Source organism: Citrobacter telavivensis, assembly GCA_009363175.1.
In the GTDB taxonomy this organism is placed as follows: domain Bacteria; phylum Pseudomonadota; class Gammaproteobacteria; order Enterobacterales; family Enterobacteriaceae; genus Citrobacter_A; species Citrobacter_A telavivensis.
Genome location: CP045205.1, coordinates 4,185,177 through 4,197,520, shown reverse-complemented (window position 1 = coordinate 4,197,520; position 12,344 = coordinate 4,185,177). Strand labels below are relative to the sequence as shown.

The following is a 12,344-nucleotide window of genomic DNA, read 5'->3' as shown; positions in this document are numbered from 1 at the left end:
TGTTTACGCTTTGAGGAATCCACGATGAGTGAGGCTGAAGCCCGCCCGAGTAACTTTATTCGTCAGATCATCGATGAAGATCTGGCCAGTGGTAAGCACACCACGATCCATACCCGTTTTCCGCCGGAGCCAAATGGCTATCTGCACATTGGCCACGCGAAATCTATCTGCCTGAACTTTGGTATCGCGCAAGATTACCAGGGCCAGTGCAACCTGCGTTTCGATGACACCAATCCGGTAAAAGAAGATATCGAGTACGTTGATTCGATCAAAAACGACGTTGAGTGGTTAGGTTTTCACTGGGCTGGCGACGTTCGCTACTCTTCCGATTACTTTGATCAGCTGCACGCCTATGCGGTTGAACTGATCAACAAAGGTCTGGCGTATGTCGATGAACTGACGCCGGAGCAGATCCGCGAATACCGTGGCACGCTGACTCAGCCAGGCAAAAACAGTCCGTTCCGCGATCGCAGCATCGAAGAGAACCTCGCACTGTTCGAAAAAATGCGTACGGGCGGCTTTGAAGAAGGTAAAGCCTGTCTGCGTGCGAAGATCGACATGGCATCGCCGTTTATCGTGATGCGCGATCCGGTTCTGTACCGCATTAAATTTGCTGAGCACCATCAGACCGGCAACAAGTGGTGCATCTACCCGATGTATGACTTCACCCACTGCATCAGCGACGCGCTGGAAGGCATTACCCACTCACTGTGTACGCTCGAGTTCCAGGACAACCGTCGTCTGTACGACTGGGTGCTGGACAACATCTCCATTCCGGTTCACCCGCGCCAGTATGAATTCTCGCGCCTGAATCTGGAATACACCGTGATGTCCAAGCGTAAGCTGAACCTGCTGGTGACTGACAAACATGTAGAAGGCTGGGACGATCCGCGTATGCCGACCATCTCCGGTCTGCGTCGTCGCGGCTATACCGCGGCGGCAATCCGTGAATTCTGCAAACGCATTGGCGTGACCAAGCAGGACAATACGATCGAAATGGCGTCGCTGGAATCCTGTATCCGCGAAGATCTGAACGAAAACGCGCCGCGTGCGATGGCGGTTATCGATCCGGTAAAACTGGTTATTGAGAACTACCCGCAGGGTGAAAGCGAAATGGTCACCATGCCTAACCATCCGAACAAACCGGAAATGGGCACGCGTGAGGTTCCGTTCAGCGGTGAAATCTGGATTGATCGCGCTGACTTCCGCGAAGAAGCCAACAAGCAGTACAAGCGCCTGGTGATGGGCAAAGAAGTGCGCCTGCGTAACGCCTACGTGGTGAAAGCAGAACGCGTGGAAAAAGATGCTGAAGGCAATATCACCACTATCTTCTGTACCTATGATGCGGATACGTTGAGCAAAGATCCGGCCGACGGACGTAAAGTGAAGGGCGTTATCCACTGGGTTAGCGCCGCACACGCGCTGCCGGTAGAGATCCGTCTCTACGATCGTCTGTTCAGCGTACCAAACCCGGGGGCTGCGGAAGACTTCCTGTCCGTGATGAACCCGGAATCACTGGTGATCAAACAGGGTTTTGCTGAGCCGTCGCTGAAAGCTGCGGTAGCAGGGAAAGCGTACCAGTTTGAGCGCGAAGGTTACTTCTGCCTGGACTGCCGTTATGCCAGCGCAGAGAAACTGGTGTTTAACCGCACCGTTGGCCTGCGTGACACCTGGGCGAAAGTCGGCGAATAAGCCGTCGCAACGACCCTTTCAAACGCCGCACTCTGCGGCGTTTTTTTTCGCCGATAAATCTCACTTTGCGAAGCGAATTAATTCCCATTCAAAAAATAAAGCCATTAACAAACGCTTGTTTTCGCTAACTTATGTAATAAACCGCTTATGACAAGAAATAGCTTTCATCTTTCTGGAAAACATAGAAAATTTTTATATTTACTGTCATTTATTAACCAATGAATGAAATGTAACAGAAAGCGATGAAATATGTGCGGTTGCTCATACTCTTACATTCTCGTTACAGAAAGAGATTGATAATTCGCGTCGCGAAAAATAGTCTATCACTGTAGTCAGTGAGGTTTCTCTCACAGCTACTTTTAAATTTTTATTTTTTTCGCTGTTTTGCCTTTGGCAACAGCAATTTATACGTCAAAGAGGATTAACATATGCGTACGTTTAGTGGCAAACGTAGTGCGCTGGCGTTGGCTATCGCCGGTATCACAGCACTGTCGGGTCTGGTCGTTGTTCCGCAGGCACAGGCCGAAGGCTTTTTCGATGATTCAACCCTGACCGGCGGCATCTATTACTGGCAGCGTGAGCGCGACCGTAAAGATGTCACCGACGACGACAAATACAAAACTAACCTCTCTCACGCGACCTGGAACGCCAACCTGGATTTCCAGTCCGGCTATGCGGCGGATATGTTTGGTCTCGATGTGGCGGCGTTTACTGCAATTGAAATGGCGGAAAACGGCGACAGCGGACATCCAAACGAAATCGCTTTCTCGAAAAAGAACAAAGGCTATGACGAAGACTACTCCGGTGATAAGAGCGGAATTAGTTTGTATAAGGCCGCCGCGAAATTCAAATATGGTCCCGCCTGGGCACGTGCCGGTTATATTCAACCTACCGGTCAAACGCTGTTAGCGCCGCACTGGAGCTTTATGCCGGGTACCTATCAGGGTGCCGAAGCTGGCGCTAACTTTGATTACGGCGACGCGGGCGCACTGAGCTTCTCCTACATGTGGGCCAATGAATATAAAGCGCCGTGGCACACCGAAGTCGATAAATTCTACCAGGGCGATAAAAAGACCAAAGTCGATTATCTCCACTCTGTCGGCGCAAAATATGATTTCAAAAATGACCTGGTGCTGGAAGCGGCATTTGGTCAGTCCGAAGGCTATGTCGATCAGTACTTCGCCAAAGCCAGCTACAAGTTCGATTTAGGTGGCAATCCGTTCTCCACCAGCTACCAGTTCTACGGGGCGCGTGACAAAGTCGATGACCGCAGTGCCAGCGACATTTATGACGGTACGGCCTGGCTGCAGGCGTTGACCTTCGGCTACAAGGTGGCGGAAGTTGTTGACCTGCGTCTGGAAGGGACCTGGGTTAAGGCCGATGGTCAGCAAGGGTTCTTCCTGCAACGTATGACACCGACCTATGCGTCATCCAACGGTCGTCTGGATATCTGGTGGGATAACCGTTCGGACTTCAACGCCAACGGTGAAAAAGCGGTCTTCTTCGGTGCAATGTATGACCTGAAGAACTGGAATCTGCCTGGCTGGGCGGTCGGGGCTTCTTATGTGTATGCCTGGGACGCGAAACCGTCTACCTGGCAGAGCAGCCCGGATGCGTACTACGACAAAAACCGTACCATCGAAGAGTCATCTTACAGCCTGGATGCAGTCTATACGCTGCAGGACGGTCGTGCGAAAGGCACCATGTTTAAACTGCACTTCACCGAATATGACAACCACTCCAACATCCCGAGCTGGGGTGGCGGTTATGGCAACATCTTCCAGGATGAGCGCGACGTGAAGTTCATCGTGATTGCGCCGTTCACCATCTTCTAATGCCAACAGCGGCAGGCCCTGCGCCTGCCGCACCGTTGAGGACCATGCTATGAAAAAACTGATACTCATCGCCGTGATGGCCTCGGGACTGGTGGCCTGCGCGCCGTCAACGGCCCCGAAAGAAGACAGCCGGTTGAAAGAGGCGTACAGCGCCTGTATCAATACGGCGCAGGGTTCGCCAGAGAAAATCGAAGCCTGTCAGAGCGTGTTGAATGTGCTGAAAAAAGAGAAACAGCATCAGCAGTTTGCGAATCAGGAGAGTGTAAGGGTGCTGGATTACCAGCAGTGTATTCAGGCGACGCGCACCGGTAACGATCAGGCCGTGAAAGCCGATTGCGATAAGATCTGGCAGGAAATTCGCAGCAACAATACGGCGAAGTAAGCGTCAGAAACAACATAAAACGGGCGGAGAGATTTCTCCGCCCGTTTGCGTTTCAGAGCTTATTCTCTGCCGTCTGATAACCGCGGCTGAGACGGACAAACAGCATTGCGGTTGCGACGAGTCCACAGAGCGCTGCGCACATGAGCCACCAACCCGGAGAACTCTTATCGCCGGTCAACTGGACCAGCGCCGTGGAAATAGCGGGCGTCAGGCCGCCGAAAATCGCCGTGGCGAGGCTAAAGGCCAGCGAAAACCCCACGGTTCGCACATAAATCGGCATCACTTCGGTCAGTGCGGCAACCATCGCGCCGTTGTACATGCCGAAGAAGAACGAGAACCAGAGCAGCACCAGCGTCATACGGGTGAAATCCGGGGCGGCGGTAAGCCAGTTCATTACCGGCCAGGTGGTGATCAGGGCGAGCAAAGTGATGCCCATCAGCACCGGGCGACGCCCAATCCGGTCAGAGATGGCGCCGCCAATTGGCAGCCAGATGAAGTTAGAAATCCCCACCAGCATGGTGACTATCAGGCTGTCACGCGCGCTCAGGTTCAAAACGGCTCTCCCGTATGTAGGGGTATAAACGGTAATAAAATAAAAGGTCGTGGTCGTCATCGCCACCAGTAAGGTACCTGCGGTGATGATGCGCCAGTTTTTAACGATGGTGGTAAAAATCTCCCGGGTGTCGGGGCGGTGCTTACGTTGTAAAAAGGCTTCAGTTTCCTGTAGTGAACGTCGAAGAACAAAAATCAGCGGAATAATCATACAGCCAATAAAGAACGGGATTCGCCAACCCCATTCAGAGATCTCATCGTGTCCCAGCGTGACATTCAGGCCGTAGCCAATCAGCGCGGCGACAACGATCGCGACCTGTTGACTGGCCGATTGCCAACTGGTGTAAAAGCCTTTGTTGCCAGGCGTTGCAATTTCAGAAAGATAAACAGAGACGCCACCCAGTTCGACGCCGGCAGAGAATCCCTGTAACAAGCGCCCCAGCAGGACCAGCGCGGGGGCCAGCAGGCCGATGGTCTGATAACCCGGAACGAGGGCTATCAGCAGCGTGCCGCAGCCCATGATTGCAAGAGTGACCATCAGTCCTTTACGCCGGCCGATCCTGTCGATATATGCCCCCAGTATTACCGCCCCGATGGGACGCATTAAAAAGCCGGAGCCAAAAACGGCAAAAGTAAGCATGAGGCTGGCGAACTCACTTTCGGCAGGAAAAAACGTCTTTGCGATATAGGTGGCATAAAAACCAAACAGAAAAAAATCGAACTGTTCGAGAAAATTACCGCTGGTCACACGCAGTATTGCGCCGAACGTGCCGGCGCGCGATGGTTGTTGAGTCATTGAGGTTGCTCCACTGTCTTATCATAATATTTATAGAGGTAAGAGTTTGCGGGTCAGTCGCCTGCGACCCCCGCCTGTTTTCCGCGTCGCTTCTCAATCGCCCATTTGAGTAAAGACGCGCAGCGGTAAAATCCGTGGGCAAATTTTCCGTACGGAATGGTCAAAAAAAGTGCCATGACCACGCCAAGATGGATGGCAAGCAGGATCCCCATCCATGAGGTGTCTCTTCCCGCCAGCAAGCCCAGACCGGTCAGGCTGGTCAGTAGCAGCAGTAAAATAAATCCGCGATCCATTGGTTTCTGCCGCGCGTCACCATGCAGAGGCGAACGCTTAAGGTTTAGCCACAGCAGGCCTGCCGGACCGACGACTAAACCGACGCCTCCGAGCGTGCCAAGCATGACCGGCACGCTAAAGAACGGGTAGGGGGCTTCCCATCCGGCAAAATAGTGGTAGCCGGTCGCCACCACGGTCGCGGCGAAACAGAGCATAAAGCCGTAGAAGGTGAAATGATGGAAACGACGGCGCATCAGCGTAAAGGCGTCGTCAGCGTCGTTGCAGCCTTTGCCATGTCCGCCGTCGAGGTATTTCAGCGTCAGCGCATTGTGCGAGGCTTCGGCAATTTCCGCCGGACGTGGCCCGACCGGCGATATCTCACGCCAGAAGCGGATCACGCCCGCCATCAGTAAACCGATCGCCAGAACGAAAACGGAACCAAACATCCATGCCAGCAGGTTGTGCGGGAAGATTTGGTAGAAATCACCGGCCAGCGGTGGGTGGCGCAGCGATCCTTTCAGCCCCATCGCGAGGAGTAAAAAGAGGATCAGACTAAAGACCAGCGCCAGCGTCACGGTGACGCCTGCCCGGCGATACAGTGCGCCAAAGGCCGCAGGCTGTGCGTAATGTTGATAGGTCTCCAGGCGTACTTCCGCCATCGCTTTCGGCACGTTGAGAGCAAACTCATGCGGCGGGGCATACTGGCAGGCATGTAAGCAGGCGCCGCAGTTATGACACAGGTTAGCAAGATAGTTGATGTCGGCTTTGCCGAATTCCAGTCGTTGAGTCATTGCCGGAAACACGGCGCAAAACCCTTCGCAATAGCGGCAGGCGTTACAAACCTGCATCACCCGCTCGACTTCCGCCTCCGGCTCGGTGAGAATTTTGGCTTCAATAATCAATTTTTCAAGCTGCTTCATGGCGCGCCTCCTTACGTGCCGCCCGTGCGGCTTCTTTCCCTGCGATCCGCCCGAACGTGGTGCCGATGGACATGCCGACACCGGCGGTATAACCCTTGCCCAGCACGTTGCCTGCCATCATCTCACCGGCAACGAACAGGTTACGGCTGGGGGCACCAGCGAAGTGGACCGCAGCGTGTGCATTCACTTTCAGTCCCAGATAGGTAAAGGTGATCCCCGGACGCAGGGCATAGCCGTAGTAGGGTGGTGTATCGATAGGCCGCGCCCAGTGGGTTTTGGGTGGCGTCAGGTTCTGCGTCGCGCAGTTATCCAGCGTTGTGTGATCAAACTGGCCCGGTTGACAGGCCTGGTTGTACTGCTCCACGGTATGGGTAAAGCGTTCGGTATCCAGCCCCAGCTGGCGGGCCAGTTCACCCAGCGTGTTGGCTTGCGCACCCGGGAAAACCGGCGGCATAAAGTGGCCGATCGCTTTGCTATCGATAATGGAGTAGCCAATCTGGCCGGGCTGGTGGGCAACCAGACGCCCCCAGATGGCATACCGTTTCGGCCAGAAATCTTCGCCTTCATCGTAAAAGCGCTCCGCGTCCCGATTGACCACCACGCCAAGCGAGACGCAATCCACGCGGGTACAAATGCCGCCGTCATACAGCGGGGCTCGGGCATCAATGGCAACACAGTGGGACTGGGACGGATCGCCGATGATGTCAGCCCCGGCATCGATCATAAATCTGAGCAAGACGCCCTGATTAAAGCGGGTGCCGCGAATGAGGAAGTTATCGGCCGGCCATTCGCCACGCGCGTTTTCCCCCCAGGCCTCGCGCAGCCATTCGCGGTTGGATTCAAACCCGCCAGCGGCGAGGACGCAGGCTTTGGCCTCAATGCGCTCGTTCCCTGCCAGGGCGGCGACGAATTCACCGTTGCGCAATTCAAGCGCCTGTACCGGCGAGTTGTAGCGAATCTGAACCCCCAGCTTTTCTGCGCTGCGGTAATAGGCGTTCACGAGGGCTTTACCGCCGCCCATGAAGAAGGCATTGGTACGCGCCACGTGCAGTGCGCCAGAGAGTGGAGGCTGAAAGTTAACACCGTGCTGGCGCATCCAGTCACGACACTGCGATGAGGTGCGGATCACCAGACGCGCCAGCGCTTCATTGGTGTTGCCTTCCGTGACACGCCAGAGATCCTGCCAGAATTCCTCTTCGGGATAACTCTCGACCAGCACATCCTGTGGCGCATCGTGCATGCATCGTAAATTGCGCGTATGTTGAGAATTGCCGCCGCGCCATTCCCGTGGTGCAGCCTCTAACAGCAACACGGAGGCTCCTGCCTCGCGAGCGGTTAAGGCGGCACATAACGCGGCATTACCGCCGCCAATCACCAGTACATCCACCATCGTATACTCCATTACCATTTAACTATTTGTTAAATTTGTAATTGAAATGTATACGTACGGGTTGTATGGGCGCTATGACGAAAAGCTAAAGACCTGTTTAGTGAGCGTAAAGGGTTGCACCCGGCCAACAGCCGGTTTCAACAAGTTCACGCATGACTTTTGTGAGCATCACGCGGGCGGCGAGCCCGGCGGGGGTGAGTTCATCGTCAGACAGGCTGACCAGAAAATTGGGGCGGCTAAGTACAGGATTGTGGACACCGATCACTCTTAGCGCGTCTCTCTCAAGGTGCGAAATGGCAGCTCCGGGTTGCAGCGTGGCACCGAGTCCGCTGCGAACGGCATGCATCAGTAACGTCAGGCCGTCAATTTCCGTGGCGATATCAACCTTTAGTCCGTGTTCCTGGCAGATGGCCTCCAGTCGGCCGCGCAGTCCGTGACCTAGGCTGGGCATGATCAGGGGAATATTCGCCAGTTGAGCAGGGGTTATGATGTCATCCTGAATATCCGCCAGCAGCTCGTGCGTGCCAATCAGAAAAAGCCGCTCTTCGAGAACCGGCCTGGCGCTCCAGCGCAGGATCTTCTCTTTTTGAAAAACGACGGCCAGATCAATCTGACGGGTGTTGATCATCCGTTCCAGATTGCCCGAGAGGCTTTCCACCACATGCAAGCGTACGTCGGCGTAATGTTCCCGCATAGCATGAATAAACGGCATTCCCAGGACAGAGGCCGTGCTGGGGGCCATGCCGACACTGACGTGTCCGGACAGACGCGCATCGCGCGCGGCCAGAATGGCGTCATCAGCGTGACGCAGCGCCAGTTGCGCCTGTGAGTAAAAGGCCAGACCGGCGTTGGTTGGCGTTACGCCACGTGAGGTTCGCTGCAACAGACGAATCGCGAGTTCGTTTTCCAGTCGTGTCATCTGCTGGCTGAGCGCGGAAACGCCGATGTCGAGATCGAGCGCCGCGCTGCCCATACTCCCGGTTTCCACAATACGGACAAAATAACGTAGCTGGCGAAGTTCCATTTCGATTCTCCGGACAAGGCAGGGTGAGATTTTACATTAAAGCAACATGCTGTCAGAAGAAAGCGCGGCGTGGGGAATAACACGCATAAAAAAAGCCAACCGGCAGGTTGGCTTTTCAGAATAATACAAATTATTTCGCGTCGTGCGCGTGTTCGTCTTCGCGACAATCGCCTTCAGCGCAGTGGCCGTACAGATAAAGGCTATGATTCGTCAGACGAATGCCATGCTTCGCCGCGATCTCACGCTGACGCGCTTCAATAGAATCATCACTGAATTCGATCACTTTGCCGCAATCGAGGCAAATAAGGTGATCGTGATGATGCTGCTGGGTCAGCTCGAAAACGGATTTACCGCCTTCAAAATTGTGGCGGGTAACGATCCCGGCGTCGTCAAACTGGTTCAGCACGCGATACACGGTCGCCAGACCAATTTCTTCACCCATGTCGATCAGTCGTTTATATAAATCTTCCGCACTGACGTGATGGTTTTCCGGTTCCTGAAGAACTTCCAGGATCTTTAAACGAGGAAGCGTTACTTTCAGGCCAGCCTTCTTTAATGCGGTATTGTTGTCAGTCATGCGGAATCTGTCCTGTTGCTAAACGATTCACTTCATACAAGAAGTGACAGAAATTGCACTCGAGATAATGCGTTTCATTATAGGACTGCCGTGTCTAAATGAAAACCGCAAGCCTCTGGCAAATGTTAATAAATAGTCGGTATTGCCTGGAAATGAGAGCGCCACCTAAAAACTCCCGCACATTGTACAGGGATGGGCAAGAAAGTTACAAATTTGTAGCAATTATTTTGATTGGTTCTGTCTATTGATGCGGCGCAAACATTGTCTGCGCCGCCGTACATCAGGCGTTAATGATGTCGTCGAGGTGCAGTTCTTCAGAAATCTGCTTCACCCATTTTTCCACGCGCTCGGCGGTCAGTTCCGGCTGACGGTCTTCGTCAATCGCCAGACCGACAAAATGGTCGTCATCCGCCAGACTTTTGGACGCTTCAAAATGATAGCCTGCGGTCGGCCAGTGACCCACGATGGTTGCGCCGCGCGGCTCAATGATATCGCGGATTGTGCCTAACGCGTCGCAGAAGTATTCAGCATAGTCTTCCTGATCGCCGCAGCCAAACAGCGCAACCAGTTTGCCGTTAAAATCAATGTCTTCGAGGGTCGGGAAGAAGTCGTCCCAGTCGCACTGCGCTTCACCGTAGTACCAGGTTGGGATACCAAGCAGCAGAATGTCATAGCCTTCGAGATCTTCCTTGCTGCTTTTTGCAATGTCATGCACATCGGCAACGTCTTTACCAAGCTGTTTTTGAATCATTTTTGCGATATTTTCGGTATTCCCGGTGTCGCTGCCGAAAAAGATGCCAGTGATTGCCATGAGTAAAGTAACCTCTTGAAACTTATTGAAATGGTGGTGGCGAGTTGCCCACAGATAACGGCAATCATAGCAGAACAGTCAGGTATGCGGAAATAGCAAACGCATACGAGTGCACTCCATGCTACACGAAAGTGGGGAATGGGGTGATTTCAGGCGAGATCCTGGCCGCGTAGCGCCGCCAGTTGGGCCATCAGTATCTCTTCAATCAGTTCGCTGCGGCTCATCTCCCGGGATTCCGCCAGCTCATTTAGCGCGTCAACGGCTTCCGCGTTGAGTTTGAGCTCGACACGCTTAAGACCACGAACTTTGTCGCGTTTTAGCTGATTACGCTTGTTAATGCGCAGTTGTTCATCGCGCGAAAGCGGATTGGTTTTCGGTCGTCCCGGGCGACGCTCGTGCGCGAACAGATCTAGTGTCGTACGGTCCGTTTGTTCTTTGGCCATGATTTTGGTGACTTCGGGGAAACAATCAGCCAGGCCTCTGCCCGGATGGATAGCGCGCCATCATACATCAGCGGATGAGGCGCGCCAACGTTCGTACGTGTAATCGCGCACGGACGCTGAGTTTTTAATCAGTTAGCCGTCTCGTTGAGATAACGACGGATGGCGCGCAGCACCGCCTCCGGCTTTTCGGCATGCACCCAATGACCCGCCCCGGCAATCACATGCGCACGCGCCTGTGGGAACTGGGCCAGTAAATCGGCGCGATACGCCTCGGTGACATAAGGGGAGTTGCCGCCGGGGATAAACAGCGCCGGATGATCCCAGGCCGGAATCGTCTCCCAGCCGACGATATGCGGGTATTGTTCCCACAGCACCGGCACGTTAAAACGCCACTCGCCGTCAACATATGATTTCAGCAAAAACTGAATCACGCCTTCTTCATTAAGATATTCGCGCATGACCGCAGCCGCCTGCTGGCGGGTCTTTGCCTCTGATGCCGTCACCGCGTTGATGGCAGCGAAAATTTCGTCGTGGCGGCGGACAGGGTAGTCCACCGGGGCGATATCTATTGCCACTAAACGATCGATGCGTTCCGGGGCCAGCGCGCTGAGCGCCATTACCGCTTTACCGCCCATCGAGTGACCAATAAAGGTGGCTTTTTCGATGTGTTGTGCCTCCAGCGTATCCAGCAGATCCTGTGCCATCGCCGGGTAGTTCATCACCGGGTCGCGAGGAGAGAGACCGTGGTTACGCATATCGACCTGGATGATGTCATGGTCGTTCACCAGGTCGCGTGCGAGCACGCCCAGGTTGTCCAGACTACCAAATAAACCGTGAACCAGTACGATGGGAGAATTATTGTGCAGGTTTTGTGCGGATTGCGCTCGGATATTCAATTTCATGGCAAAGTTCTTTTTTTCGCTCTGTCGGGTTAGGGTATTATGTTGACCATTCTGCCACTGGGCTGCAACCACTTCGGTTTTCTCCGAGTTTTTTGTTCAGCCAGGTTTGACGCTATTCGCCGTTGGGATTTGCCCCTATACTCCCAACGATTTGTATTTCAGATCAGATAAGACACCGCACTGGATTAAGATGAAAACGATTGAAGTTGATGATGAACTCTATAGCTATATTGCCAGCCACACGAAGCATATCGGCGAGAGCGCATCCGAGATTTTACGGCGTATGTTGAAGTTTTCCGCCGCATCACAGCCCGTCACGCCAGTGACAAAAGAGGTTCGCACTGCGCAACCGGTGGTTGCAGAGGCGAAACCCGTCAATCTTGTCAAAGATAAAGTGCGCGCGATGCGTGAACTGCTTCTGTCCGATGAATATGCGGAACAGAAGAAAGCGGTTAACCGCTTTATGCTGGTGCTGACTACACTTTATACACTGGATCAACACGCGTTTGCTGAAGCAACGGAATCGTTGCATGGCCGTACGCGTGTCTATTTTGCGGCTGATGAACAGACGCTACTGAAAAACGGTAATCAAACCAAACCAAAACACGTGCCCGGCACGCCTTATTGGGTGATCACCAACACCAACACCGGCCGTAAATGCAGCATGATCGAACACATCATGCAGTCAATGCAATTCCCGGCGGAATTGATTGAAAAGGTTTGCGGAACAATTTAATCCATGCAGAA

At 53.7% G+C, this 12,344-nt stretch carries 12 protein-coding genes; 4 read left to right on the top strand and 8 right to left on the bottom strand.

The features are described 5' to 3' along the window. Positions 1-24 precede the first annotated feature (24 nt). From glnS to GBC03_22560, 3 genes are all read left to right on the top strand, one after another. Positions 25-1,692, top strand: coding sequence for a glutamine--tRNA ligase (gene glnS, locus GBC03_22570; GenBank protein ID QFS72790.1), 1,668 nt, complete (start codon positions 25-27; stop codon positions 1,690-1,692). Positions 1,693-2,120: 428 nt separating this feature from the next. Further along, complete coding sequence (chiP, locus tag GBC03_22565; GenBank protein ID QFS72789.1) at positions 2,121-3,527, top strand: chitoporin; 1,407 nt, start codon at positions 2,121-2,123, stop codon at positions 3,525-3,527. A gap of 49 nt (positions 3,528-3,576) precedes the next feature. Continuing rightward, positions 3,577-3,909: a hypothetical protein gene (locus tag GBC03_22560; GenBank protein QFS72788.1), complete on the top strand. Its 333-nt coding sequence runs from the start codon at positions 3,577-3,579 to the stop codon at positions 3,907-3,909. A gap of 52 nt (positions 3,910-3,961) precedes the next feature. On the opposite strand, the gene tcuC is transcribed toward GBC03_22560, so the two are convergent. The 8 genes from tcuC to GBC03_22520 all read right to left on the bottom strand — a co-directional run bounded on the left by tcuC (position 3,962) and on the right by GBC03_22520 (position 11,597). Further along, positions 3,962-5,257, bottom strand: a complete 1,296-nt coding sequence (gene tcuC, locus GBC03_22555) for a tricarballylate/proton symporter TcuC (GenBank protein QFS72787.1) — start codon at positions 5,255-5,257, stop codon at positions 3,962-3,964. A 53-nt stretch (positions 5,258-5,310) separates the two neighbouring features. Continuing rightward, positions 5,311-6,450, bottom strand: a complete 1,140-nt coding sequence (gene tcuB / locus GBC03_22550) for a tricarballylate utilization 4Fe-4S protein TcuB (GenBank protein ID QFS72786.1) — start codon at positions 6,448-6,450, stop codon at positions 5,311-5,313. Then, positions 6,437-7,840 carry an FAD-dependent tricarballylate dehydrogenase TcuA gene (tcuA, locus tag GBC03_22545; GenBank protein ID QFS72785.1) on the bottom strand — a complete coding sequence of 468 codons (1,404 nt, stop codon included), beginning with the start codon at positions 7,838-7,840 and terminating at the stop codon, positions 6,437-6,439. The genes tcuB and tcuA overlap by 14 nt, the downstream gene beginning before the upstream one ends. A gap of 97 nt (positions 7,841-7,937) precedes the next feature. After that, positions 7,938-8,864, bottom strand: a complete 927-nt coding sequence (gene tcuR, locus GBC03_22540; protein QFS72784.1) for a tricarballylate utilization LysR family transcriptional regulator TcuR — start codon at positions 8,862-8,864, stop codon at positions 7,938-7,940. A 130-nt stretch (positions 8,865-8,994) separates the two neighbouring features. Beyond that, positions 8,995-9,441, bottom strand: coding sequence for a ferric iron uptake transcriptional regulator (fur, locus tag GBC03_22535; protein ID QFS72783.1), 447 nt, complete (start codon positions 9,439-9,441; stop codon positions 8,995-8,997). A gap of 280 nt (positions 9,442-9,721) precedes the next feature. Beyond that, positions 9,722-10,252 carry a flavodoxin FldA gene (gene fldA, locus GBC03_22530; GenBank protein ID QFS72782.1) on the bottom strand — a complete coding sequence of 177 codons (531 nt, stop codon included), beginning with the start codon at positions 10,250-10,252 and terminating at the stop codon, positions 9,722-9,724. A gap of 149 nt (positions 10,253-10,401) precedes the next feature. After that, a complete protein-coding gene (locus GBC03_22525) occupies positions 10,402-10,695 on the bottom strand; it encodes a LexA regulated protein (GenBank protein ID QFS72781.1) in 294 nt (97 codons plus the stop codon). A 128-nt stretch (positions 10,696-10,823) separates the two neighbouring features. After that, a complete protein-coding gene (locus tag GBC03_22520; GenBank protein QFS72780.1) occupies positions 10,824-11,597 on the bottom strand; it encodes an esterase in 774 nt (257 codons plus the stop codon). A gap of 190 nt (positions 11,598-11,787) precedes the next feature. Here GBC03_22520 and seqA point away from each other — a divergent pair, with 190 nt between their 5' ends. Beyond that, complete coding sequence (gene seqA / locus GBC03_22515; GenBank protein QFS72779.1) at positions 11,788-12,333, top strand: replication initiation negative regulator SeqA; 546 nt, start codon at positions 11,788-11,790, stop codon at positions 12,331-12,333. The last annotated feature ends 11 nt before the right edge of the window (positions 12,334-12,344 follow it).

Excerpts from the sequence above, each read along its gene's own strand:
- tcuB (QFS72786.1), bottom strand. The coding sequence starts at position 6,450 with ATGAAGCAGCTTGAAAAATTGATTATTGAAGCCAAAATTCTCACCGAG.
- glnS (QFS72790.1), top strand. The coding sequence starts at position 25 with ATGAGTGAGGCTGAAGCCCGCCCGAGTAACTTTATTCGTCAGATCATC.
- fur (QFS72783.1), bottom strand. The coding sequence starts at position 9,441 with ATGACTGACAACAATACCGCATTAAAGAAGGCTGGCCTGAAAGTAACG.
- GBC03_22560 (QFS72788.1), top strand. The coding sequence starts at position 3,577 with ATGAAAAAACTGATACTCATCGCCGTGATGGCCTCGGGACTGGTGGCC.
- fldA (QFS72782.1), bottom strand. The coding sequence starts at position 10,252 with ATGGCAATCACTGGCATCTTTTTCGGCAGCGACACCGGGAATACCGAA.
- GBC03_22525 (QFS72781.1), bottom strand. The coding sequence starts at position 10,695 with ATGGCCAAAGAACAAACGGACCGTACGACACTAGATCTGTTCGCGCAC.
- tcuR (QFS72784.1), bottom strand. The coding sequence starts at position 8,864 with ATGGAACTTCGCCAGCTACGTTATTTTGTCCGTATTGTGGAAACCGGG.
- tcuA (QFS72785.1), bottom strand. The coding sequence starts at position 7,840 with ATGGTGGATGTACTGGTGATTGGCGGCGGTAATGCCGCGTTATGTGCC.
- seqA (QFS72779.1), top strand. The coding sequence starts at position 11,788 with ATGAAAACGATTGAAGTTGATGATGAACTCTATAGCTATATTGCCAGC.
- GBC03_22520 (QFS72780.1), bottom strand. The coding sequence starts at position 11,597 with ATGAAATTGAATATCCGAGCGCAATCCGCACAAAACCTGCACAATAAT.
- chiP (QFS72789.1), top strand. The coding sequence starts at position 2,121 with ATGCGTACGTTTAGTGGCAAACGTAGTGCGCTGGCGTTGGCTATCGCC.
- tcuC (QFS72787.1), bottom strand. The coding sequence starts at position 5,257 with ATGACTCAACAACCATCGCGCGCCGGCACGTTCGGCGCAATACTGCGT.